The organism is Labrys okinawensis (assembly GCF_047345005.1).
Lineage (GTDB): Bacteria > Pseudomonadota > Alphaproteobacteria > Rhizobiales > Labraceae > Labrys > Labrys okinawensis.
Genome location: NZ_CP178864.1, coordinates 1,596,520 through 1,620,556 on the forward strand (window position 1 = coordinate 1,596,520; position 24,037 = coordinate 1,620,556).

24 protein-coding genes and 1 tRNA gene are annotated in these 24,037 nt (G+C 62.7%); 16 read left to right on the forward strand and 9 right to left on the reverse strand.

Annotated features, from left to right (window positions below; genetic code table 11):
* Positions 1-10: 10 nt before the first annotated feature.
* The 4 genes from ACMDCR_RS07615 to ACMDCR_RS07630 all read left to right on the forward strand — a co-directional run bounded on the left by ACMDCR_RS07615 (position 11) and on the right by ACMDCR_RS07630 (position 3,008).
* Complete coding sequence (locus ACMDCR_RS07615) at positions 11-1,450, forward strand: DUF1254 domain-containing protein (protein ID WP_413991952.1); 1,440 nt, start codon at positions 11-13, stop codon at positions 1,448-1,450.
* A gap of 91 nt (positions 1,451-1,541) precedes the next feature.
* Positions 1,542-1,856, forward strand: coding sequence for an HdeA/HdeB family chaperone (locus ACMDCR_RS07620; RefSeq protein WP_413991953.1), 315 nt, complete (start codon positions 1,542-1,544; stop codon positions 1,854-1,856).
* A 224-nt stretch (positions 1,857-2,080) separates the two neighbouring features.
* Entirely contained in the window at positions 2,081-2,473 is a 393-nt protein-coding gene (locus ACMDCR_RS07625; RefSeq protein WP_413991954.1) for a DUF2721 domain-containing protein, read from the forward strand.
* Position 2,474: 1 nt separating this feature from the next.
* Positions 2,475-3,008 carry an autotransporter outer membrane beta-barrel domain-containing protein gene (locus ACMDCR_RS07630; RefSeq protein WP_413991955.1) on the forward strand — a complete coding sequence of 178 codons (534 nt, stop codon included), beginning with the start codon at positions 2,475-2,477 and terminating at the stop codon, positions 3,006-3,008.
* A 412-nt stretch (positions 3,009-3,420) separates the two neighbouring features.
* Here the strand turns inward: ACMDCR_RS07630 and ACMDCR_RS07635 are convergent, their stop codons facing one another.
* From ACMDCR_RS07635 to ACMDCR_RS07645, 3 genes are all read right to left on the reverse strand, one after another.
* Entirely contained in the window at positions 3,421-3,879 is a 459-nt protein-coding gene (locus ACMDCR_RS07635) for a hypothetical protein (protein ID WP_413991956.1), read from the reverse strand.
* Positions 3,880-4,250: 371 nt separating this feature from the next.
* Positions 4,251-4,325: transfer RNA gene (locus tag ACMDCR_RS07640), tRNA-Gly, on the reverse strand.
* A gap of 53 nt (positions 4,326-4,378) precedes the next feature.
* The gene (locus ACMDCR_RS07645; protein ID WP_413991957.1) at positions 4,379-5,404 is read right to left on the reverse strand and encodes a hydroxyacid dehydrogenase; all 1,026 of its coding nucleotides are present in this window, start codon (positions 5,402-5,404) and stop codon (positions 4,379-4,381) included.
* A gap of 287 nt (positions 5,405-5,691) precedes the next feature.
* On the opposite strand from ACMDCR_RS07645, the gene ACMDCR_RS07650 reads away from it, so the two are divergent.
* The 9 genes from ACMDCR_RS07650 (at position 5,692) to ACMDCR_RS07690 (ending at position 14,292) form a co-directional block, all read left to right on the forward strand.
* Positions 5,692-6,855 (forward strand): YbfB/YjiJ family MFS transporter, encoded by a 1,164-nt coding sequence (locus ACMDCR_RS07650; protein WP_413991958.1) that lies wholly within the window; start codon positions 5,692-5,694, stop codon positions 6,853-6,855.
* A 31-nt stretch (positions 6,856-6,886) separates the two neighbouring features.
* A complete protein-coding gene (gene apaG / locus ACMDCR_RS07655; RefSeq protein WP_413991959.1) occupies positions 6,887-7,279 on the forward strand; it encodes a Co2+/Mg2+ efflux protein ApaG in 393 nt (130 codons plus the stop codon).
* Positions 7,280-7,447: 168 nt separating this feature from the next.
* Positions 7,448-8,680, forward strand: coding sequence for an aspartate aminotransferase family protein (locus tag ACMDCR_RS07660; RefSeq protein ID WP_413991960.1), 1,233 nt, complete (start codon positions 7,448-7,450; stop codon positions 8,678-8,680).
* A gap of 2 nt (positions 8,681-8,682) precedes the next feature.
* Positions 8,683-9,603, forward strand: coding sequence for an ornithine carbamoyltransferase (argF, locus tag ACMDCR_RS07665; RefSeq protein WP_413991961.1), 921 nt, complete (start codon positions 8,683-8,685; stop codon positions 9,601-9,603).
* Positions 9,600-10,586, forward strand: a complete 987-nt coding sequence (locus ACMDCR_RS07670; protein WP_413991962.1) for an Hsp33 family molecular chaperone — start codon at positions 9,600-9,602, stop codon at positions 10,584-10,586. Before argF ends, ACMDCR_RS07670 begins: the two co-directional genes overlap by 4 nt.
* A 101-nt stretch (positions 10,587-10,687) precedes the next feature.
* On the forward strand, positions 10,688-11,851 hold the full coding sequence (gene argE, locus ACMDCR_RS07675) for an acetylornithine deacetylase (RefSeq protein ID WP_413991963.1): 1,164 nt from the start codon (positions 10,688-10,690) through the stop codon (positions 11,849-11,851).
* A 7-nt stretch (positions 11,852-11,858) separates the two neighbouring features.
* Positions 11,859-12,458, forward strand: a complete 600-nt coding sequence (locus tag ACMDCR_RS07680; RefSeq protein ID WP_413991964.1) for a flavin reductase family protein — start codon at positions 11,859-11,861, stop codon at positions 12,456-12,458.
* Between the two features lie 74 nt (positions 12,459-12,532).
* Complete coding sequence (gene mscL / locus ACMDCR_RS07685) at positions 12,533-12,958, forward strand: large conductance mechanosensitive channel protein MscL (protein WP_413991965.1); 426 nt, start codon at positions 12,533-12,535, stop codon at positions 12,956-12,958.
* Positions 12,959-13,092: 134 nt separating this feature from the next.
* Positions 13,093-14,292, forward strand: a complete 1,200-nt coding sequence (locus ACMDCR_RS07690; protein WP_413991966.1) for a pyridoxal phosphate-dependent aminotransferase — start codon at positions 13,093-13,095, stop codon at positions 14,290-14,292.
* Positions 14,293-14,371: 79 nt separating this feature from the next.
* On the opposite strand, the gene ACMDCR_RS07695 is transcribed toward ACMDCR_RS07690, so the two are convergent.
* A complete protein-coding gene (locus ACMDCR_RS07695; protein ID WP_413991967.1) occupies positions 14,372-15,598 on the reverse strand; it encodes a tetratricopeptide repeat protein in 1,227 nt (408 codons plus the stop codon).
* A gap of 276 nt (positions 15,599-15,874) precedes the next feature.
* Here ACMDCR_RS07695 and ACMDCR_RS07700 point away from each other — a divergent pair, with 276 nt between their 5' ends.
* Positions 15,875-16,084 carry a cold-shock protein gene (locus tag ACMDCR_RS07700; protein WP_284311317.1) on the forward strand — a complete coding sequence of 70 codons (210 nt, stop codon included), beginning with the start codon at positions 15,875-15,877 and terminating at the stop codon, positions 16,082-16,084.
* Between the two features lie 357 nt (positions 16,085-16,441).
* Entirely contained in the window at positions 16,442-18,565 is a 2,124-nt protein-coding gene (locus ACMDCR_RS07705; protein ID WP_413991968.1) for an ABC transporter ATP-binding protein/permease, read from the forward strand.
* Between the two features lie 69 nt (positions 18,566-18,634).
* Here the strand turns inward: ACMDCR_RS07705 and ACMDCR_RS07710 are convergent, their stop codons facing one another.
* The 5 genes from ACMDCR_RS07710 to ACMDCR_RS07730 all read right to left on the reverse strand — a co-directional run bounded on the left by ACMDCR_RS07710 (position 18,635) and on the right by ACMDCR_RS07730 (position 22,258).
* Positions 18,635-19,099: an META domain-containing protein gene (locus ACMDCR_RS07710; protein ID WP_413991969.1), complete on the reverse strand. Its 465-nt coding sequence runs from the start codon at positions 19,097-19,099 to the stop codon at positions 18,635-18,637.
* 146 nt (positions 19,100-19,245) lie between these two features.
* Complete coding sequence (locus ACMDCR_RS07715; protein ID WP_413993558.1) at positions 19,246-19,617, reverse strand: low molecular weight phosphatase family protein; 372 nt, start codon at positions 19,615-19,617, stop codon at positions 19,246-19,248.
* 69 nt (positions 19,618-19,686) lie between these two features.
* A complete protein-coding gene (locus ACMDCR_RS07720) occupies positions 19,687-20,169 on the reverse strand; it encodes a UPF0262 family protein (RefSeq protein ID WP_413991970.1) in 483 nt (160 codons plus the stop codon).
* Between the two features lie 87 nt (positions 20,170-20,256).
* Complete coding sequence (gene hisD / locus ACMDCR_RS07725) at positions 20,257-21,555, reverse strand: histidinol dehydrogenase (protein ID WP_413993559.1); 1,299 nt, start codon at positions 21,553-21,555, stop codon at positions 20,257-20,259.
* Positions 21,556-21,715: 160 nt separating this feature from the next.
* Positions 21,716-22,258, reverse strand: a complete 543-nt coding sequence (locus tag ACMDCR_RS07730; protein WP_413991971.1) for a DUF2948 family protein — start codon at positions 22,256-22,258, stop codon at positions 21,716-21,718.
* A 68-nt stretch (positions 22,259-22,326) separates the two neighbouring features.
* Here ACMDCR_RS07730 and ACMDCR_RS07735 point away from each other — a divergent pair, with 68 nt between their 5' ends.
* Positions 22,327-24,000, forward strand: coding sequence for a thiamine pyrophosphate-binding protein (locus tag ACMDCR_RS07735; RefSeq protein ID WP_413991972.1), 1,674 nt, complete (start codon positions 22,327-22,329; stop codon positions 23,998-24,000).
* Positions 24,001-24,037 lie beyond the last annotated feature (37 nt).

Here is a 24,037-nt window from a genome sequence, read left to right on the forward strand (position 1 = left end):
GGACAAGATCATGCCCGATATCACCCGACGCGCTGCCCTTGGCGGCCTGAGCCTCGCCGCTGCCCTGGCGGTTTCACCCGCACGGGCCCTCGACGGCCCGCTTGCCGACCTCGTTACCAGCGCAGACGATTTCTGGACCGCGGTCGATGCCTATATCTATGGCTATCCGCTCGTCACCATGGAATTGACGCGCCGCGTCATCACCAACGTCACCGAAGTGAAGGGTACGCGAGGCCCGATGGGCCATCTCATCAAGTTGCGCGAATACCCGAACGCGACCTTCCGGGATGTCACCGCTCCCAATGCTGACACACTCTATACGACCTCGTTCATCGATGTGGGAGACGAGCCCTGGGTATTCTCGTTCCCGGATATGGGTGACCGCTACTTCCTCTTCCCGATGCTCGACGGTTGGACCAATGTCTTCCAGGTCCCCGGCAAGCGCACAACAGGCGGTGCGGCACAGACTTTCGCCATCACCGGTCCAGGCTGGTCGGGCACGCTTCCGCCTGGCATCACTCAATATAAATCACCAACCGCCATCGTCTGGCTCCTCGGTCGGATCTACTGCACGGGGACGCCGGAGGATTACGCCACCGTCCACAAGATCCAGGACGCCTGCAAGCTGCAGCCGCTCTCGACTTGGGGCAAGAATTACACACCACCGCGAGGCAAGGTGGACCAATCCGTCGATATGAAGACGGCCGTACGCGAGCAAGTCAATCGGATGAGCGCCGGGGAGTATTTTGGGGAGCTCTGCGAACTCATGAAGCGCAATCCGCCGGCCGAGGCCGACGCGCCGGCGCTGGAGCGCTTCGCTTCCATCGGCATCGTGCCGGGCCAGTCCTTTGACAAGGCAAAGCTTGACGCCACCTTCGAGAAGCGCGTTCCTGAAATAGGCTTCGACCGTATCATGTCGCACTTCAAGTTCAGTGACGGCGACGTGCAGCAGGTCAATGGCTGGGGTTTTACGACGAAAACCGGCCTTTACGGCACGAACTACACTCAGCGCGCCCTCGTCACCGCCATTGGACTCGGCGCCAACCGGCCGCAGGACGCCGTCTATCCGACTTCGCTAAAGGACGGCAACGGCCCACTTGCCCGCAGCTATGATGGCTCCAACAATTATGTCGTGAACTTTACAAAAGGCCATCTGCCTCCGGCCGCCGGCTTCTGGTCGATCACGATGTATGACGAGGGATACTTCTTCGTCGCCAATCCGATCGACCGCTACTCGATCAGCGCGCGCCAGGATCTCAAGGCCAATCCCGACGGGTCGGTCGACATCTTTATCCAGAACAAATCGCCGGGCGCAGACAAGGAATCGAACTGGCTCCCTGCGCCCAAGGGTAAATTCTATCTGATGATGCGCCTCTATTGGCCGGAAGAGAGCAATCCCTCGATCCTCGATGGCTCCTGGGTCATACCGCCAGTTAAACGCTTGGGCTGACAGCCTGAGCCTGCAGCTATACTCAACAAACGGAGATGCCGTGATGCAGATTCACAGGTTGCTAATTGTCGGAGCCCTCTTGAGCTTGGGCATGACGGGCGCGCGCGCCCAGGAGGCGACGTCACTCTCGAAATATGTCGACGCCAATGGCTTCCTTGACGTGCAGGCTCTGACCTGCGCCCAGCTTGCCGATACTTACCAGGAGGATGCAGACGCCCTCACAACCTGGTACAGCGGCTGGTATAACGGGCTCGCGCATAAGCACTTCCTGGACTTCAAAAAGGGAAAGGAAGCTGAGCACGAGGTTATCGTCTACTGCAAGGCTCATCGCGACAAGAAGATCATCGAGGCGATTGCCGTCGTCTTCAAGGACGAGCGGGCGAAGCTAGGTATCGAAATGAAGTGAGCCCGCGCATGGAAGGCGCCGGCGCAAGCGACGCCGACGCCTCCGACCATCGAGCTCACTAGAGCAAAAATGCGTTCAGGCAGGAGCGGATTACGAAATTAGCTTGTTGGCACCAAAAGCATTTTGCGATTCTTGGTGATTCGGTCTGAAAGTAAAACGCTCCAAGGATATCGTGGCGCACCATGATAGGCGACGTACCGACGCTTTCACAAATCTCACGAGTCATGCTGCAGGCGACGGCCCCGGCTTTCATGCTGGGAGCCACCGGCTCGTTCATCGGCATTTTGGTAGGTCGGCTGAACGTGATCATCGATCGCAGCCGCTCCATCCATGGCATCAAGGATGAGGATGAAGACCGGCCGCCTTTGAGGTCAGACAAGCCGCGTCTGACGAGACGTGCCGCATTGTTGCAGCGTGCACTGGCCCTTGCAGTGGCGAGCGCGATTTGTACCACGCTTCTCATTGTGTGGGGTTTTGCAGTTGCCTTCATCGGCTACGACCACGAAATGGGCGCAGCCCTGTTCTTCATCGCCTCGCTGCTTCTCTTCTGTGTCGCGCTGCTAACCCTCGCAAGGGAGGTTCGGATCGGCCTGGTCGATCTCGATCATCTGCCCTGACGTGCTGGGATGTCGCTCAATAGAATCGGCGACCAACCAGACCACAGGCGACGACGAGGGCTGGTCCACGGCCCTGAGCCTGGGAGTCGGCAAGCGCTTCACCCTGGGTTCCGGATGGGCTGTGGTGCCGCAGGCCCAGCTCGCCTGGACGCATGTCGACTTCGACAGCTTCATCGATGAGAACGGTTCGCTCAACGAACTCGGCAAGGGTGACAGCCTGAGGGGACGCGGCGGCCTGCGCCTTGAGAAGCTCGACACCTGGAAGGGTGAGGACGGCCAGGTCAGGCGCGTACAGCTCTATGGGGTCGCCAATCTCAGCTACGAGTTCCTGGACGGGACCTCGGTGGAGGTCGACAGCACCGAGATCGATCAGCAGGAGAAGAAGCTGTGGGGCGAGATCGGCCTCGGCGGGACCTATGCCTGGAACGACGAGTGGAGCCTGAACGGCGAGGCAAGCTATGGCGCGGCCCTGGCCTCGAATGCCGGCAGCAACTACGCGGTGAAAGGCACCGTCAGCCTGCGCTATCGGTGGTGAGCCGCCTTGATGGAAACTCTGGCGCGATGATGCATTTTTGGATGGCTGCAATTGCCGCCCGATAAGAGGTGAGGCTTGCCGCACCCGCTGGGCTGCGAGCACGACCTTGGAGGGAGTGGTCTTCTGTGACCAGAAAGTGGCCAGCAAGTGTCAAAATGGTGGCAACGTTCTTTTGATCATGCTATTGTTTTCTAGTCGGGAAACAGTAACGTAATACCTTCTCGGGGGCCGGTCAGGGTGTCTGCACCCAACCGCGGCTGCCTGGCCGGAACCCTTGGAAATAAAAGCCCGGCTCGGTGTAGCGAGTCGGGCGAAGTGCTTTATCGCTGGTGACCGGACTGTCGTAGGCAGAAAGGATTCGCGCGGCATTGGTTCGCAAAAAGCGGCTCGTCCGAAACTCGCGCTGACGCCTTCACATCCCCTCCACGTCATCCGGCGTTTCGCCATAGCGCGCCAGGAGCAAGGCGTCTTCAAAACGACCGGTCCCTGGATCACCCGATCTCGAGAAGGCGACGGCGCCGACGATGGTATCCTCGCCTCTTGTATCGCCCACTATGTTGAATGCATGGATCTTCGCCTTCGATACGTCTGGTGCTTCCTCTGCCTGAAGGCCAAGCAGTTCACCCTCGGGCGTGCGGACGAAGGGAAGAACGACATAGTAGGTGATGCGGGACATGATTTTCACCCCCAGCATGGCATCGCGGGACGAACTCCGCTTTCTAACATGGCGCGGCTCGATCTCAATACGGGAGGACATGGGGCGAACCGTCCAGGGATTTTTGTCCCAAGCCAGCATCGGGCTTCCCGCCCAGGCTGACGACATCACTTCTCCCAGCGCCGGTTTGGCGGCCTCAGGATCGAGCCGACGCATGGGGCGCGTCGCCAGGCAGAGAAGCGGTTGGGCACCGAGCACGCCTTGCGCTGGCGGAGGGCGTCGCCCATAAAACTCCAACTCTTGCATCCGAGACAAAAACCCCCGGCCTGTCGGGTGAAGGCCGGGGGTGCGCAGCCGCCACTCCTGTGGCAGTGGCGGGCGCATGACCGTCTGGCAGGTCAAGAGGGGCAATTCGCATCACCCCCCGCTACATACTACTTCTGGTTGAAACAAGAAATTGATGAATATACCCAGCAACTAAACAAAAATAGTCACCGCCGGCCCAAATGGTCCCGAAATTTCCCGCGCCTTTCGCTTGTCGAAGAAGGCTAGGCGCTCGCTAAACTCTGATCTCTAAAGGGAATTTCTGGAGCGGGCGATGGGAATCGAACCCACGACATTCAGCTTGGGAAGCTGACGTTCTACCTCTGAACTACACCCGCATCAGCGGTCTTGTATCCTGTTTCTAGCGAGGCAGGCAAGGGCCATCCCTGGCTTACGTCTTGCTCACCGGCTGGGAGCGAAGGCGGGCGGCGATGGCAGGGTCGGCGCGGCGGCAGAGTTGCGGGGGAAGGCCGCGCAGGATGAGTTCGAGATCGGCGACAGCCATGCTGCCAATCTGAAGGAGGGCGTCGGCGGTCCCCCCGGAGCGGTGGGCCGAGAAGATCATGTTCGGCGTGGTGCGCACGGGATCGTCGGCCGGTACCGGCTCCACCGGAAAGACATCGGTGGCGGCGCGGATATCGCCTCGGCGGGCAGCATCGAGCATCGCCGGGAAATCCACAACGGCGGCGCGGCTCATCAGGAGGAAGGCGGTACCCTTGCGCATCAGGGCGAATTCCCGGGCGCCGATGAAATGTGTGTTTTCCGTCGTCACGGAGGCGAAGACCACCACGAATTGGCTCACGGCCAGCAGCGTATCGAGATCGCTTTGCCGGCAATCCATCCTCTCGATGATCTCGGCGGGCAGCCAGGGATCATAGACGAGCACGTCGTTGCGGAAGGGGCGGATGAGCTCGCGGAACTTGCGGCCGAGATCGCCGAAGCCGATGATGCCCACGGATGCGCCCTCGAAACGGATTGTGTCGACATTGGCCTCGAGGCCGTAGGTTTCCGTGCCATCGCGAAAGGCGCGGTCGGCCGCGCTGATGCCGCGCGCAAGGTCGATGCACAGGCCCAGCGTGGTCTCGGCCACCGGCGCGGCGAAGGCGGAACCGGGCGTGATCACCCAGATGCCGCGCTCCTGACAGGCCGCATAGTCGATGTTGGGCAGGAAATTCGTCTCGACATTGACGATGGCCTTCAGCTTCGGTGCCCGATCCAGCCGCTCGCGTGGCATCGCCGTCTGGCCGAGGATCGCAACTGTTTCCGGCAGCAGCCGCTCGATCTCCCCTTCGTCCATAGGCCGCTCCTGCGAGATGAAGAGGCGTCCGAGCCGTTCGAGGCGCGCCCGTACCGGCGGCGTCATGATCAGATCGAGCGTTCGGGGCAGGGGATCGACGAGGATGACAGGCTCGGACATCGGCGATGGTCCTGTGAAGGAGTGGTCGGCCCGCAGCATGGAATCTCGCCGAGGAGTCGGCAATGTATGGTGTGTCGATCTGTAGACAACGCCTTTCGGCTCCCGGATTGCTCGGCTGCGCCCGCAAGGACGAACACACGCTGCTAATGCGGAGCCTGAACAACCTGCCGCTTTGTCTCGCCTGCCATTTCTTGCTAGCACGGTCTCAAGTCTTTTCAGAATTTGCGACTGCGGGCAGTCTTTCATGCAAGCCTTTGCCACCCCAACTCTTTGTCGGGCCTGACGCCATGGCCCGGAACCAGCCCAATTCACTTGCCGTCGGCGGTCTGGCGGCTCTGGCTGCCGGGCTCGGCATCGGCCGCTTCGTCTATACGCCCATTCTGCCGGGCATGATGGCCGATCTCGGTCTCACGGGCGGGCAGGCGGGGCTGATCGCCTCCGCCAATTTCGTCGGCTATCTTGCCGGGGCGCTCGCTGCCGCGCTGCCGATACCGGTTTCCCGCCGCCTGGTGCTGGCCGCCTGTCTCGGCGTGAGCTGCCTGACCACGCTCGCCATGGCGGGCCTCTCCGATTTCTGGATGATGACGGCTGTTCGCTTCATCGGTGGCTTTGCCAGCGCCGGGGTGCTGGTCCTTGCCACCGGGCTGGTGCTCGAGCGCAGCGCCGCCCGGGGCGACAAGCGAGCGCCGGGTATCCTTTTCGCCGGCGTCGGCGTCGGCATCGCCATGTCGGCCCTCCTGGTGCTGATTGTCGAAGAAGCGGGGCTCGACTGGCGCACCGACTGGCTACTCACCGGCCTGGTTTCGATCCTCCTCGCCGGCATGGCCGTGGCTAAGATCGACGAGGGGCCGTCCACGCAGGCCGCGCGCCAGCCGGCCAAGGCGCGGTTCACCGGCGGCCACGCTCCCCTCGTGCTGGCCTATGGGCTGTTCGGTGTCGGCTATGTCGTGACCGCCACCTTTCTGGTCGCCATCATCCGCGCCGATCCCGCACTCTGGGCGATAGAGCCCTACACCTGGTTCCTCGTCGGCGTCAGCGCGGCCTTTTCCGTGCCGCTGTGGCTGGCGGTCGCTGTCCGCCACGGCACGCTCGTCGCCTTCGCCGCCGCATGCGTCATCGAGGCTATCGGGGTAGGGGCGTCCGCTGCAGTCGCCACGGAAGCGGGCATGCTGCTGGCCGCCGCGCTCCTGGGCGGCACCTTCATGGGCATCACGGCACTCGGCCTGGTCGCGGCGCGCGAGCGCGTCAGCGGCAATCCGCAACGCCTGCTGGCGGTGATGACGGTGGCCTTCAGCATCGGCCAGATCGTCGGCCCTTCCGTCGCCGGCCATCTGCATGATCTCACCGGCAACTTTACCCTGGCCTCCTACGGCGCGGCTGGGGCGCTCGTGCTCGCCGCGCTGTTGGCGCTTCTCGCCCAAGGCTTGTCGCGTCCTGGCGCGAAGGTTTGACCGCAGGCCCGCCTCGGGCGTAAACCAAGGCATGTACACCCGCATCACGCGCCACATCAAAGTGACGGTCCGGCCACAATATGTGCCCGGGGAGTCGCGGCCGTCCGATGGGCGTTATTTCTGGGCCTATACGATCGAGATCGTGAATATGGGGCCGGAAACGGTGCAGCTGCGCTCACGGGCCTGGCAGATCACCGACGAGAGCGGCCGCCGCGAGGAAGTGCGCGGGCCCGGTGTCATCGGCCAGCAGCCGGTGCTCGATCCTGGAGAGCGCTTCGAATACACCTCGGGCTGTCCGCTGGGCACGCCTTCGGGCATGATGGTTGGCACCTATCAGATGGTCGCGGACAGCGGCGAGAGCTTCGATGTCGAGATCCCCGCCTTCTCGCTCGACAGCCCCCATGTCAAGCGCATCGTCAATTGAACCGCCGGCGATACGGGCCATTGACAGCAACGTCTCCGAGTCTCATATATTTTCGCGAAACAGCCGCCCCCAAGCAGCACCTTGGGGCGGCGTTTTGATTTTTTAGCCCTGTCATCTTCACCCCTTAGGACTGTAAATCCAGCCAACAGCCAATCGAAAGCCAATCCCGTGACCACCTCCGTGAAAACCGCTCAGCCCCATGATCCCGCTCAATCGGCCATCCTGCCGACCTATGCCCGCGCGGACGTGGCTTTCGAGCGAGGCGAGGGCGTGTGGATGTATGGTTCGGACGGCGAGCGCTACCTTGATTTCGGCGCCGGCATCGCGGTGAATTCGCTCGGCCATGCCCATCCCCATCTGGTCAAGGCCCTCACGGACCAGGCCCAGAAGATCTGGCATACCTCCAACATCTTCCAGATGCCGCTGGGCGAGAAGCTGGCGCGCCGGCTGGCCGACGCCACCTTTGCCGATCTCGTCTTCTTCACCAATTCGGGTGCGGAAGCGCTGGAGTGCGCCATCAAGATGGCGCGCAAATATCATTCGGCCAACGGCCAGCCCGAACGCTACCGCATCCTCACCTTCGAGGGCGCCTTCCATGGCCGTACGCTCGCCACCATCGCGGCCGGCGGCCAGGCCAAGTATCTCGAAGGCTTCGGTCCCAAGGTGGATGGCTTCGACCAGATCCCATTCGGCGATCACGAGGCGCTGGACCGGGCCATCACTCCCGAGACAGGCGCCATCCTGGTCGAGCCGATCCAGGGAGAAGGCGGCATCCGCACGCTGCCGCAGATCTGCCTGAAGGGCATGCGCCAGATCTGCGACGCCAGGGGCCTTCTCCTGATCTTCGACGAGGTGCAGACCGGCGTCGGGCGCACCGGCAAGTTCTTCGCGCATGAATGGTCCAGCGTGACCCCGGATATCATGGCGGTGGCCAAGGGTATCGGCGGCGGCTTCCCGATGGGGGCCTGCCTTGCCACCTTCGAAGCGGCCAAGGGCATGACGACCGGCGTCCACGGCACCACTTTCGGCGGCAATCCGCTCGCGATGGCGGTTGGCAATGCCGTGCTCGACGTCGTGCTGGAGGAGGGCTTCCTGCAGCACGTCGCGCAGGCTGGCCTGTTGCTGCGCCAGCGTCTCGCCGAGCTCAAGGACCGCTTCCCCGATGTGATCGAGGAGATCCGGGGCGAGGGCCTGATGCTGGGCATCAAGGGCCGCGTCACCCCGGCCGAATTCGCCGCGGCCCTGCGCGCCGAGAAGCTGGTGGCCATTCCGGCCGGCGACAATGTCGTGCGCCTGCTGCCGCCACTGATCATCACAGAGGAGGAGATTCTCGAAGGCGTGCGCCGTATCGAGGCTGCCTGTGTTGCCCTCTCGCGCAAGTTGAAGACTGCCGGAAACTGATCATGTTGAAGCATTTTCTCGATCTTTCGGAGATTTCCGCGCCGGAACTGCGGGCTGTTCTGGATCTCGCCGCCTCGATCAAGTCCAAGCGCGTCAAGGGCGCGGTGGCGGTCGAACGCCCGCTCACAGGCAAGGTGCTGGCCATGGTGTTCGAGCAGCCCTCGACCCGCACGCGCGTCTCCTTCGATGTCGGCATGCGCGAGCTTGGCGGCGAGACGTTGATGCTCACGGGCGCCGAAATGCAGCTTGGCCGTGGCGAGACCATCGCCGACACGGCCCGCGTGCTGTCGCGCTATGTCGATGCGGTGATGATCCGCATGCTCGACCACGCCGCAGTGCGAGAGCTCGCGGCCCATGCCTCGATCCCGGTGATCAACGGCCTGACAAAGCTCTCCCATCCCTGCCAGATCATGGCCGATATCCTCACCTATGAGGAACACCGCGGCTCGATCAGGGGCAGGACGGTGACCTGGACGGGCGACGCCAACAACGTCCTGGCCTCGTGGATCGAAGCCGCCCAGCGCTTCGACTTCACCATGCGTGTGGCCGCGCCGGGCGAGCTCACGGTTCGCAAGGAACTGGTCGACTGGATGAAGGCCAATCACGGGCGCCTCGAGATCGGCACGGATCCCTTCGAGATGGCCGATGGCGCCGACTGCATCGTCACCGATTGCTGGGTGTCGATGGGCGACAAGGAAGGCCACCGCCACAATCTTCTCAAACCCTACCAGGTCAACGCCAAGCTGATGGCGGCCGCCAAGCCGGATGCCCTGTTCATGCACTGCCTGCCCGCCCATCGCGGCGAGGAAGTCACGGACGAGGTGATCGACGGGCCGCAATCGGTGGTGTTCGACGAGGCCGAGAACCGCCTGCATGCCCAGAAGGGGGTGCTGGCCTGGTGCTTCGGACAGGCAGCTGCATGACAGACTCACATTTGATGGGGGATGACCACATCCTCCCGTTCCAGGCTGAAGGCCTGGATGTACGCGGGCGTGTCGTGCGGCTCGGCCCTGCCATCGACACCATCCTGCGCCGGCACGATTATCCGGCGCCGGTTTCGCGGGCCCTCGGCGAAGCGACGGCGCTGACCTTGATGCTCGGCACCACGCTGAAGTTCGATGGCCGCTTCATCCTGCAGACCCGCACAGACGGGCCCGTGCGCATGCTGGTCGTCGACTTCCAGGCGCCGGATCGCGTGCGCGCCTGCGCGACCTTCGACAAGGACGCCGTGGCCGAGGCGATTGCCGCCGGTAAAACCAGCACCATCGACCTGCTTGGCCAGGGGCACCTTGCGATGACCATCGACCAAGGGCCGGAGATGGCGCGCTACCAGGGCATCGTTGCCCTGGAGGGCGAGAGCCTGGAGGCGGCGGCGGACCAGTATTTCCGTCAGTCAGAGCAGATCCCGACGCGGGTGCGCCTGGCGGTCGCCGAGAACTATGTCGCGGGCGAGGGCCAGAGTTGGCGCGCCGGGGGCATGATGATCCAGTTCCTGCCCAGTTCGCCCGAACGCATGCGCATGGCCGATCTGCCGCCAGGCGACGCGCCGGAGGGCGCCGAGGTCCTGGAGCAGCGCGAGGACGACGTGGAGGATGATTCCTGGGTCGAGGCCAAGCTGCTGATGGGGACGGTGGAGGATCACGAGCTCACCGATCCGAATGTGCCGGCCGAGGAACTGCTCTACCGCCTGTTCCATGAGCGCGGCGCCCGCGTGTTCGAGAGCTCGCCCGTGGTCGAGAAGTGCCGCTGCTCGCGCGAGGCCGTGACGGGAATGCTGCGCAATTTCTCGCAGCAGGATCGGCGCGACATGGTGGCTGACGATGGTTCCATCGTCGTCACCTGCGAATTCTGCAACACCCGCTACGCCTTCGACAAGGCGGAGACGGAAGAGCTGGTGAACGCGTAAAACCTGGCCCCGGGTGCACGGGCATCCTGCCCGTTCTTGGAAACGGGACGCTTTACGAAAAAGGAAGGACGGGCAAGATGCCCGTGCACCCGGAAAGAGTCATGTCGCCGCCCCGCTACACCCCCATCGAGCTCACCGCCAAGCTGGTCGCCTTCGACAGCGTCAGTTCCCGTTCCAACCTGCCTCTGATCGATTTCATCGCCGACTATCTCGCCGCCCATGGCGTCGAGGCCATTCGCCTGCCCAACCCGGCCGGCGACAAGGCGGCGCTCTTCGCCACCATCGGCCCGGCGGACAAGCCCGGCGTCGTGCTCTCCGGCCATGTCGATGTCGTGCCGGTGGAGGGACAGGCCTGGAGCTCGCCGCCATTCGAGGCGCGGCTTGCCGACGACAGGCTCTACGGCCGCGGTACCTGCGATATGAAGGGGTTCGTCGCCACCGCCCTGGCACTGGTGCCGGAGTTCCTGACGATGGGCCTTAAGGAGCCGATCCATCTCGCCATCTCCTATGACGAGGAGATCAGCTGCCTCGGCAGCCTCGACATGATCCGCCGCTTCGGCACCGACATGCCGTTGCCGCGTGCCTGCATCGTCGGTGAGCCGACCTTGATGGAGGTGGTGGATGCGCAGAAGTCCCTCTCGGGCTACGTCACCCTGGTGACGGGCCGGCCGGCCCACTCGGCCATGCCGGCGCTCGGTGCAAATGCCCTGCATGCGGCGGCGCGCATCATCGCCCATCTCGACGACATCGCCGATGAGCTGAGGGCGGCGGGCGACGGCTCCGGCCGCTTCGACCCCGCCTATTCCACCGTGCAGGCCGGCCTGCTAACCGCCGGCAGGGCGATCAACATCGTGCCGGACGAAGCGCGCATCGTCTGGGAATGCCGCGGCCTGCCGTCCCTGCCGGTGGCGTTTGTGCCCGACCGCATCCGCGCCTTCAGCCGGGAAGTGGTGTTGCCGCGTCTGAAGCAGAACGCCCCGGAGGCCGATATCGTCACCCTGCAGGATGTCTCCGTGCCGCCTTTGGCGCCGGATCCCGGTTCACAGGCAGAGACCCTCGCCCTCTATCTTGCCGGGCGCAACGGCACGCAGGCCGTGTCCTATGGCACCGAGGCCGGGCACTTCCAACTCGCCGGCGTGCCCACCGTGATTTGCGGCCCGGGTTCGATCAAACAGGCACATGGCGCCGATGAATGGATGGCCCTCTCCGAATTCGAAGCCTGCGCCGGTTTCCTCCGACGTCTTGCCGCAACCCTGGCCGATTGAGGCGGCGATGTTCTACGAACCCCGCAAGGGCGATCACGGCCTGCCGCATGATCCGTTCAAGGCCCTGGTGGCGCCGCGTCCGATCGGCTGGATCACCACGCAGTCATCAACCGGGGCGATCAATCTCGCGCCCTTTTCCTTCTTCAATGCCTTCCAGGCCCGCCCGCACCTGGTGGGCTTTGCCGCCGACGGTCGCAAGGATAGCGTGGTGTTCGCGGAGGAGACGAAGGAGTTCGTCTGCAACCTCGTCACCGAGGACCTCGTGCACGACATGAACGCCACCTCGGCCCATCTGCCACGCGGGCAGAGCGAGATGGAGCATGCGCGCCTGGAGGCGGCGCCTTCGCGTCTCGTCAAGCCGCCGCGCGTCGCCAAGGCCGCCGCTGCTCTGGAGTGCCTGTGGACCCAGACCATCCATCTCGTCGATGCCGAGGGCCAGCCCAGCGATGCCTGGCTGGTCTGCGGCGAGGTGCTGGGCATTTATGTCGACGATCGCTTCATCAAGGACGGCAGGGTGGATACGGCGGCTCTGCGCATCGTCTCGCGCCTCGGCTACAAGGACTATGCTGTGGTGGAAAGGACTTTTGAGTTGACTCGCCCAACCTAATGTCAGCTTACTTTGATGCATAACGCCGTCATTGCTAGGGACGCACAGTCACTTTTCGCAAGCCTGGAGGGTTCATGCTTAAGGAATTTAGAGAATTCGCGCTGAAGGGCAATGTGATGGACCTCGCCATCGGCGTGATCATCGGCGCGGCGTTTACCAAGCTTGTAACCGCGGTGGTCGATGACCTGATCAACCCCATCATCGGGTTTGCGACCCCGGGCGGCCTTGATTTCTCGAATATCTATGTGATGCTGCGCGGCACCGTCCCGCCCGGCACCTCCCTCGTCGACGCCCGGAAAGTTGGCCCGGCATTCGCATTGGGCGATTTCGTCAGCGTGATCATCAATTTCCTGATTCTCGCTTTCATTCTCTTCCTTATGGTCAAGGGAATGAACAAGCTGCGTCGCGAAAAGCCTGCCGAGGCTCCGGCGCCGGCCGCGCCCCCGGCGGATGTGCAGCTCCTCACGGAGATCCGCGACCTGCTGGCTGCCAAGCGCTGAGTCGCTAATCTGTGAATCCAAGAGGATGGTGCCGGCAGGGCATTCATCCTGGCGATGGATCGCATTCCAAGATTTGGTTTTCGGCGCGCCCGGCGATGCCCTATGGTGAAGTTGGATTTCACAAGGACATCGCCGTGACTGCCGCTGCCGAGAAGCTTCCCCCCGCCCCCTCCTTTCTCGACGGATTGCGGCCGGAGGCGGTGGAGGCGCCGGAGAGCGGTATCGTCGAGGTGATGAATTACGGGCGGTTGCGCGAAGGCCTGATTCCGCTCTGGGCAGGGGAGGGGGACGTTGCCACGCCCGCCTTCATCGCCGAGGCGGCGACGCGTTCGCTCGCCGCCGGCGAGACCTTCTACACTTGGCAGCGCGGCATCCCCGATTTGCGCGAGGCTCTCGCGCGCTACCATGCCAACCTCTTCGGCAAGCCCTTCTCGGCAGAGCGCTTCTTCGTCACCCAGTCGGGCATGCATGCCATCCAGACTGCGGTCCGCATCATCGCGGGCGCCGGCGACGAGGTGATCGTGCCGACGCCGGCCTGGCCGAACTGCGCTGCGGCCCTCGGCGTTTCCGGCGCCAAGCCGGTGATGGTGCCGCAGGTCTTCACAGAGGAAGGCTGGAAGCTCGACTATCAGCGCCTTAGCGACGCCATCACGCCGCGCACCCGGGGCATCTTCATCAACTCACCCTCCAACCCAACGGGGTGGGTCGCCACGCCCGAGGACCTGGCCTTCGTGCTCGACCTCTCCCGCAAGCACGGGCTGTGGATCTTCGCCGACGAGATCTATACCCGCTTCTATTATGCCGGCACGCGCGCTCCCTCGTTCCGCGATATTCGGTCGCCGGAGGACCGCATCATCTTCACCGACACCTTCTCCAAGAACTGGGCCATGACCGGCTGGCGCATGGGCTGGATCGAGGCGCCGCCTGAGCTCGGCCAGGTCATCGAGAACCTCCTGCAATATTCGACCTCGGGCGTCGCCGCCTTCCTGCAACGCGCCGGCGTGGCCGCCCTCGAACGGGGCGAGAGCTTCGTGCAGCACCAGATCGCCCGCGCCCGCCTGGGACGGGACATAGTGGTCAACGGCTTGGGCGGCACCGGCAAGGTGCGCTTCGCGCCGGCAAACGGGGCCTTCTACCTGTTCTTCGCGGTGGAAGGGAAACCGGATGTCCGGCGCCTCGGCCTCGAAATCGTCGACCAGGCCAATGTGGGCCTCGCGCCCGGCACGGCCTTCGGCGTCGGCGGCGAGGGCTTCATGCGTCTGTGCTATCTGCGTAGTCCCGAACAGCTCCGGGTCGCGACGCAGCGCCTGGTGGACTGGCTGGGGCGGATCTGATCCGGTGGCTGCTCGTCAGACCCGGCTCTTCGCTCGGCGCGTATCCAGGTTCAGGCGAGTCTGAAGACCTGCCCCCCATTCACGGCGTCGCTCCCAGGCGCGACAGCCCTCCCTTGGCAGGCTTGCTGCCGGGGTCGAGTTCCAGCGCCTTGGAGAAATCGGCGATGGCGTTATCGCGGTCGCCCTTGGCTTCCTGCACCTGGGCCCGCGTGACGAAATAATCGGGCACGGTGGCGTCCGCCGCGATGGCGGCATTGGCGTCGGCCAGGGCTTCGGCATAGCGGTCGGCGGCGAGGTAGGTGAGCGACCGCTCCTCCAGCGTGTCGCCTTCGCCGCTCTTCAGAGAAAGGGCCTTGGTGAGGTCGGCCAGCGAATTGTCGTAGTCGCCCAACTCCCTCCAGGCGATGCCGCGCGAGACATAGGCCTGGTCGCTCGACGGCATCTCCCGGATCGTCTCGTCATAATCGGCCATCGCCTCGTCATAGCGGTGAAGCGAGGCGAAGAGCTGGCCGCGCTCGAGACGGGCGGCCGGAAAATCCGTATCGAGGGCGAGGGCCTTGGTGTAGTCGGCCACCGCCGCCTCCGTGTCGCCGCGCTGCCACTCCACATAGCCGCGACTGAAATAACCGGAGTCGAAATCCGGATCGAGGTCGAGCGCTTTCTGCAGATCCTCCATGGCGCGCTGATAGTCCTTCAGTTCGATCAGCGAGCGAGCCCGGGCATAGAAGGCGTTCTTGTAGGTCTTGTCGATGCGGATGGCCTGCGTGTAGTCGTCGATCGCCTCCATATGCTCCTCGAGGGCGCGGTGGCCGTCGCCGCGGCCCTTCCAGGCCTCCTCGTCGCGTGCATTCAGAGCGATCGCCGCGTCGAAATCGGTGATGGCATCCTGGTTGCGGTCGAATTGCAGCAGGGCAAAGCCGCGATTGACCAGGGGCAGGGAGGTACGGCGGTCGAGCGCGATCACGCTCGTATAGTCGGCCAGCGCGGCATCGGCATGGCCAAGGCGTGCCTGCGCATCGGCTCGGGAGGTGAGGGTCGAGGCATCCTTGGGACGCAGGTCCAGCGCCGTGCTGAAATCGTCGATCGCCTTATTGTCGTCGCCTGTCTCGGCATAAGCCTGGCCGCGCCGGAAATAGACCAGGGCCTTGGTCGATTTCGCCATCGGCCGGTCGAGGAGCTGGGTGCAGGCGGGAATGCGCTGCTCGGCGGCACCTTTCGAACAGTCGCGGTCAGCGCTATCGGCAAGAGCGGGCGTGGCCGCCGCAAGGGCGAGCAGGATAAGGCAGGGGCGTAGAAAGGCGATCATTCCAAAAGCAAGTCCGCAGGCAGGTCGGCCATCCATAGAACATGCCGTGCCAGCAAGGAATGGCAGAACTGTGTTTTCGTGGATCATCCCCGCACCCTTGTGGATTTCGATAAACATGTGATATCGATTTGACGTCGATTTGGCCGGACGACTGGGCCGGTGCGCCTTTGCTTAGCTGGGCGTACGTTCAGGACACCTCCCCAAATTTCGCAGAACCGGGCGATGCACGGTCAGCCGTGGGTCGTCCATGCTTTGGAACGAAGTGAAGGACTACCTATGAGCACGGGAACCGTAAAATGGTTCAACACCCAGAAGGGTTACGGCTTCATTCAGCCAGATGACGGTGGCCGCGACGTGTTCGTGCACATCACCGCTGTTGAACGTGCCGGCTTGCCGGAACTGCGGGAAGGTCAGAAGATCGGTTACGAGATTCTGACTGACCGCAAGACGGGCAAGGCTGCCGCGGGTAATCTCAAGCCCGTCTGAGTCATACGAGAATCTTCAAGCGGAAGGGGCTACCGGTTCGCGTGAAGGGGGAATAGACCATAACAACGAAAGAGGGATACACCGGCCGAACGCCGGGAAAGTCTCTCGACAAACATTCAGAGGCGCGCTTTGGCGCGTCTTTTTTATGTGCGCTGGCCCTTGCCGGCGACCTACCTGCGAGCGGCACACGATGCTGGTGCCCGCCAACCCTCACAAAAAGCTGAACAACCTTACAATTTGATCATTTGCGGCTGCGAAAGCCCCGTGACAGGGTTGTATTAACTTAAATTCTCCATGTTCGAAGGCAATTGGCTCTAAGCTATTGTCCGGCACGACCCCTCCCGAAAGGCCGTCTCCATGATCAAAATTCTCGCGGGCCTCACGGGTCTGGCCACCCTTGGATTGGCGGTGGGCGCAGTTGCGGGACCTGTGCCGGTTTATCTGCCAATCCTTTCTTTGGCTGTTCTGCTTGTCCTGCTCGTCGCCGATGGCGTGCCGCTTGTCAAAACCCGCGTTCCACTGGTGATGCGGTTTCTCATCGGTCTGTTTGCTGTGTCATTCGTCGTGCTAGCCCTCGTCGCTTCGGCAAACGGTGCTGGCCTGATTCCGGAAACGTTCCAACCGTTCCTGCCTCAAACGGGTTCCTCGATAATTTCGGCGATCCTGGCGATCGCCCACCTGGCGATCAGCTATATACCTGTCATTCGGCGTATCGCAGAAATGGCCAATCCGTTCTTTGAGGCCAAGGATCGCAGTCAACTGGAGATGGGAATCTTTGGCCGCTGGCCCATGAGTTTGAAAGCACTCGGGTTAGGACTTTTCGGTGTCATTATCGTTTTGAATGTCATACAGGTCTACCTGCTGGTTAGATTTAATTTTTGGTACAATGTTTTCTATACAGCGCTGCAAGAAAAGAATGCTTCTGTATTCTGGGCTCAATTGCTCGTCTTTACGTTCCTTGCGACAATCTGGATTATTCGAGGCATGACGGAGGCATACCTAACCGGAATACTCAAACTACATTGGCGCGAATGGCTTACCGAGCGTTATATGCGGCAATGGCTGTCCGACAAGGTTCATTATCGGCTTGCTCTCGATAGAAAATCAACAGACAACCCTGATCAGCGAATTTCGGAAGATGTGAGGGATTTTACGGACCAGTCATTCGATTTCTACATCAATATATTTAGCACATCACTAAATTTATACGCCTTCGTGCAGATCTTGTGGACGATTTCGGCACAATTCCCTTATAAGATCGGTGGTTTTGATTTGAGCAACGTGCCTGGATATCTGGTCTGGGTGGTCCTGGCGTTTGCCATTCTAGTAACTTACATAACTCATCTTGTTGGACGTCCCTTGATTCCACTGCAGTTCGGGCGCCAGAAGGTTGAGGCCGATTTCCGCTACAATCTTGTTCGTGTTCGCGAAAACAGCGAGCAAATTGCATTGTTGCAGGGAGAGGAGGTGGAACACGCAGGATTGTTGGATCGATACAAAGCGATTTTTGATAATACGCTCGCTATCATTTATAGGAATCTTAAATTAACCATTGTTACATTGGGCTATGCTCAAATAAACGCTATCTTCCCGTTGGTTTTGCTGGCCCCCGCCTACTTTGCAACAGAGAGTATGAAATTTGGCGACCTTCAACAAACGTCCGATGCTTTCACCAACGTTCAGAGCTCGGTTTCCTTCTTCATTACTTCATATGCCTCCTTGGCCGTGTTCAAGGCTATTATTAACCGTCTGACAACCTTCGATCATGCGATCGAGCAGGCAGATGCCGCACGGAACGATGGTGTCGAGGTGGTTCCCGCGCGGGGCGCTGCAGCGATTTCGGGCGAGAATGTCGATGTCCGTCTTCCGACGGGAGAGCGTCTCCTGGACAAGCTCGCATTTGCCTTACGCAAGGGCGAGCGGACCTTAGTGACCGGCGAGTCTGGGTCGGGCAAGACCACGTTGTTCCGGGTGCTGGCCGGCATCTGGCCCTATGGCAAGGGCAGAGTCACATTGCCCAGGGATGAGTCCGTGATGCTGCTACCGCAGCAGCCATATTTCCCATTAGGCACGTTGGCGGGAGCGATGGCCTATCCTCTTCCTGCTGGGACTTTCAGCACAGAACAGTTCTCAGAGGCACTGGTGCAAGTTGGTTTGCCACAATGGTCAGATAGGCTGGAAGCTCATGAGAACTGGTCGAGCGTGCTCTCCGGCGGCGAAAAACAAAGAATTTCCATAGCACGGGCCATATTGCGTAAGCCGGCTTGGTTGTTGCTCGACGAGGCAACCTCTGCCATGGACGAGGAGAATGAGGGAGGCCTCTACAATCTGCTGAGGCAAGCCTTGCCTGATACGACAGTCGTGTCGATCGGCCATCGTTCCTCGCTCGCCAAGCTCCACGACAGGCGGTTGGGAATCGTCAAAGACGATGATGGTGCCAGGCTCCAGGAAACACCACTTGCCGCCTTCGGGAATGCGTGAAGCCGCTCACGTCTGACAAAAGGCCGGTCGCGAGACCGGCCTTCTCCACATCCCTAGTCCGACCGCGTCTTACGCCGCTGGTTGGAATTTCATTTCGCCGTATGGCCCGCGGAAGGTCAGCGTGTAGCCGTCATAGAACCATTCCTGAGAGGTTCGCATCACGAACAGGAAGACCTGCTCGTTGTGCATCAGCCGGTCCTCGCATTTGCGCTTGGAGATGGCGACCGGGCCGATGACGAGGCGCTGGTCCTGGCGCGGCAGGATGGTGGCCGACCAGTTGTTGCAGGCCGAAAAGCCGATGCCGCGGTTCATGTCCGAGATCAGGATTGTCGGCCGGTCGTCCTTGAAGGTCTGGTCCTTGTAGGATATCGCCGCGAAGGTTCGGTTCAGTGGGAAAGGCAGCGATGTCTTGTTGTCCAGGGGTTTTGGCAGCGTCGGCGGCACATTGTTCGGCGGTATGGAACCAAACATCGAGCAACCCGCCAGGGTGAAGGCCGACAGGGCGGCAAGAGCAAGGGGACGCAGAACGCGCATCAAAACCTCCGGTTCATCGCGGCGCACGATAGTGGGGGAGCGACAAAATCGCAACGCGGCATATACAGCTTAGTTGTGTTCAAAAGAATGACGTTGTGGCGGTATGGTTTTTCTATGTCCGAGGGATTGAGGGCGGACCTTTGTCCTCAGCCCAATCGTGCGGTGATGCGGTCGATCAGGCCTTCGCGAAGGGCACGATAGGCATCGAGCTTCTGGTCGCGATTGCCGCTGGTCAGGCTCGGATCGGCGGTTGGCCAATATTCGACGTCGGCAGCCAGGGTTCGTGTGAGGTCGAGTGCCTTATGGTGCGCCTCGGGCGCCAGCGTGATGATGAGGTCGAAATTGAGCCCCTCCCATTCGTCCAGTTCCTCGAAGCTGTGCGGGCGGTGCTTGCCGAGGGAAATGCCGATCTCGTCAAGCACGATCGGCACGAAAGGGTCGGGCTCCCCTGGGCGCACCCCGGCCGAACCGAAGAAGATCGAGCGGCCGAAATAATAGCGCCCGATCGCCTCCGCCATGGGCGAGCGGATGACGTTGTGCCCACAGGCGAACAGGACCGACTGTGGACGGCGGCCCTCTCTCACGTCTCAGCCTTTCCAGTACAATGCGCTGATGAGGGTAAAGAGCCGCCTCGCGGTGGCGAGATCGAGGGCGATCTTGCCGGCGAGGCGCTCGCGCAGGAGTTCGGATGCCTCGTTGTGCAAGCCACGGCGAGCCATGTCGATGGTCTCGATCTGCGAGGGCGTGGCCATGCGGATGGCGGCGTAATAGCTGTCGCATATCGCGAAATAGTCGCGCACCACCCGGCGCAGCGGCGTCAGCGAGAGCACATGCGCCACCACAGGCTCACTGTTGACATTGCGGATGTCGAGGACAAGGCGGCCATCCTGCAGCGAGATGTGCAGGCCGTAGGGTCCGGTATCGTAGCCCACGGGCGCGAAGACATTCTCTTCGATCAGGTCATAGGCAGCCACGCGCCGCTCATGCTCCTGGTCGGGGCTGCCGCGGCCGATGCTGCGCTCATCGAGGTGAACGGCGATCAACCGGCAATCGGGGCCGAATTCTTCCAAGCCTTGATCCCCATGCGATTGTCGAGGCCGAGATGCACGCCGTCATTCCGAGTTCTCCCTTCGGAGCCCGGAATGACGTCGCTCCGCTCATAGCACGCGATTGCTGCGGATCGAAACCGAGCGCGCATGGGCTGCGAGCCCCTCCGCCTCGCCCAGGGTGATTGCCGCGGGGCCGAGGGCCGCGAGCTGCTCCGGCCCGCATTTGAGAATCGAGGTGCGCTTCATGAAATCGAGCACGCCGAGGCCGGAGGAGAACCTGGCTGAGCGGGCCGTCGGCAGCACATGGTTGGAGCCGCCGACATAATCGCCGACCGCCTCCGGCGTATGGCCGCCCAGGAAGATGGCGCCGGCATTGCGGATGCGGGCGGCGAGCCCGTCGGCATCGGCAGTGATGATCTCCAGATGCTCGGCCGCCAGCCGGTCGGCGAGGGCCGGTGCTTCGTCGAGGGAACCGAGCGTGATCACCGCGCCGAAATCGCGCCAGCTCGCGCCGGCGATCTCAGCCCGCGGCAGAGTCTGGAGCTGCGACGCCACCTCGTGCTCCACCGCATCCGCCAGAGCGGGGCTGTCGGTGATCAGGATGGATTGGGAGGCAGTGTCATGCTCGGCCTGCGCCAGCAGGTCCGCCGCGACCCAGGCCGGATTGGCGCCGTCGTCGGCGATCACGAGCACTTCGGACGGGCCGGCGATCATGTCGATGCCGACATGGCCAAAGACTCGGCGCTTGGCGGCGGCGACATAGGCATTGCCCGGGCCGGTGATCTTGGCGACGGGAGCGATCGTCCTGGTGCCATAGGCGAGGGCCGCGATCGCCTGTGCACCGCCGATCCGGTAAATCTCGTCGGCACCGGCAAGCTTGGCCGCCGCCAGCACCAGCGGATTGAGCAGGCCACCGGGGCTCGGCACCACCATCACCACGCGCGGGCAGCCCGCCACCTTGGCGGGAATGGCGTTCATCAATACGGAGGAGGGATAGGCTGCCGTGCCGCCGGGCACATAGAGGCCAACGGCCTCGATCGCCGTCCAGCGCCAGCCGAGCTCGACGCCGAGAGCATCGGTGAAAGCGAGATCGGCGGGCTTCTGCCGTTCGTGGAAGGCGCGGATGCGTTCGGCCGCCAGTTGCAGTGCCTGCAGCGCCTGCGGCTCGCATTCGGCGCGGGCGGCATCGATTTCCACTTGCGTCACGCGCAGTGTGCCGGGCGTCAGGTCGAGATGGTCGAAGCGGCTGGTATAGTCGATCACCGCCTCGTCGCCGCGTGAGACGACGTTCGCGATGATGTTGCGCACGGAGGTATCGACATCCTCGGAGATCTCGCGCTTGGTGGCGAGCAGCGCCGCAAACGCGGCGGCGAAATCGGCCTTTGAACTATCGAGCCGAACCGGCATGGCAATCCTCTGGAAGATCACGGGCAAGACAATGGCGAGGCGCAAGCCTGCCGCCGCACCCTATGAAGAATTTTCAGGCGGAAGTCACCCCGCCTTGTCTCGATGAAAGGGCTGTCTTTTCTGGGGGCAGGACGCCCGTGAACCCGGAGCGGCGCTGTGCTCACGCCCTGACAGGCGGCGGCGAGCCACAGGGCCAGGCAGGACCGAGATCGGACATCGCCGCTTCCAGGCACTCGACCTCGAGGCGGATAGCCCCACCCCCTTCGAAGAAAAGGGTCACCTGGCCGGCCGGATCGTCGCTCGCCTGGAAGGAGATCGACAGCAGCACTTCCGACTTCTCGCAGTTTTGCTCGAAATGCGAACGCTTGACGCCGAGCACGCGTTCGAAATGCAGGCCCGAGCGCCGACGCGTGCGCTCCCCGCTCTGCGCGCCGCACCAGTCATAGCGATCGACCACCAGCGCGAAACGCTTCTCGCGCGGCAGAAAAGCCATGTCGACAGACTTGACGGCCGCATCTTGCAGATGCGTGGAGATGACCTCCAGGTCTTCTCCGTCGAAGGCCAGCAACTTGAGGAGCTCGGGCGACAACATAACCTGGATGTAATGTTTGGTGGTTCGCAGGGCAAGAGGTGCGCCGACCTCCTGGTCGGCATGGAAACTCCGGCGTCGCCGAAAAAGCATGCCGGTCCGAAGGTCCAGCATATCCACGCCACGGGGTTGCCTTGCCTCTCAGACGGCGTATGACAGGCACAGTCCTTTCGAGAGTATCCATGACCCAGTTTCCTTCCCGCAATGGTGGCCGCCTGATCGTCGACGCGCTGGTGGCGCAGGGGGTCGAGCATGTGTTCTGCGTGCCGGGCGAATCCTATCTGGCCGTGCTCGACGCGCTGCATGATGCCCCCATCAATGTCACAGTATGCCGGCAGGAAGGCGGGGCGGCGATGATGGCGGAGGCCGCAGGCAAGCTCACTGGGCGGCCGGGCATCTGCATGGTCACGCGCGGGCCCGGCGCCACCAATGCCTCGCATGGCGTCCACATCGCCATGCAGGATTCGACTCCGATGATCCTGTTCATCGGCCAGATCGAGACCGGTATGCGCGAGCGCGAGGCCTTCCAGGAGGTCGACTACAAGGCCTTCTTCGGCTCGATGGCCAAATGGGTGGTGGAGATCGACAAGGCCGAGCGCATCCCCGAGCTCGTCACCCGCGCCTTCCGTGTCGCCATGCAGGGGCGTCCCGGCCCCGTCGTGATCGCGCTGCCGGAGGACATGCTGGTGGACCTGGCCGAAGTCGCCGATGCCGCCTATGTCGAGCCTGCGCAGACCTGGCCGGGCAATGCGGACATGATGCGTCTGCAAAGCCTGCTCTGGGCGGCAAGGAAGCCGTTCGTCATTGCTGGCGGCTCGGGCTGGTCGCCGAAGGCGGTGGCGAGCCTGGTACGCTTTGCAGAACGCTTCGACCTGCCGGTCGGGACCTCCTTCCGCCGCCAGATGCTGTTTCCGGCCGATCATCGCAACTATGCCGGCGATGTCGGCATCGGCCCCAATCCCAAGCTCGCCCAGCGAGTGAAGGAAGCCGATCTCCTCATCCTCGCCGGGGGGCGCCTCTCGGAGATGCCGTCCTCTTCCTACACGCTGGTGGATATTCCCACCCCGAAACAGCAGCTCGTGCATATACATGCCGGCGCCGAGGAACTCGGGCGTGTGTACCAGCCCACGCTCGCCATCCATGCCTCTGCCCAGGCCTTCGCCTCGGCGCTGGAAGGATTGCAGCCACCCAACAGCCTGCCCTGGTCAGGTGAAACGCGACAGGTCAACCAGGATTTTCATGCCTGGACCGACGAGCCCAAGCCCATTCCTGGCAGTTTCCAATATGGTGAGGCGCTTCTCTGGCTGCGCGACCGTCTGCCCGAGGATGCCATCATCTGCAACGGCGCCGGCAACTACGCCGTCTGGGTGCAGCGTTATCTGCGTTTCCGCCGCTTCGGCACGCAGCTCGCGCCGACCTCCGGTTCGATGGGCTATGGCGTGCCCGCCGCCGTGGCCGCCAAGGCTCTCTATCGCGACAGGACGGTAGTGTGCTTCGCCGGCGACGGTTGCTTCCTGATGAACGGCCAGGAATTCGCCACCGCCGTGCAGTATGAGCTGCCGGTCATCGTCGTGGTGATCGACAATGGCATCTACGGCACCATCCGCATGCATCAGGAACGCGAATACCCTGGCCGTGTCTCGGCGACGACGCTGAAGAACCCGGACTTCGCTGCCTATGCCCGGGCCTTCGGCGGCCATGGCGAGACGGTTGTGACGGCGGCGGAGTTCGGCCCGGCCTATGAGCGGGCGGTGGCCTCGGGCAAGCCCGCCATCCTGCATTGCAGGCTCGACCCCGAGGCGATCACACCGATGACGACGATCTCCAAGATCCGCGAACAGGCGCTGGCGAAATGAAGCATCCCTGGGATCGCAGGCATCCTTGCGTGCCTCT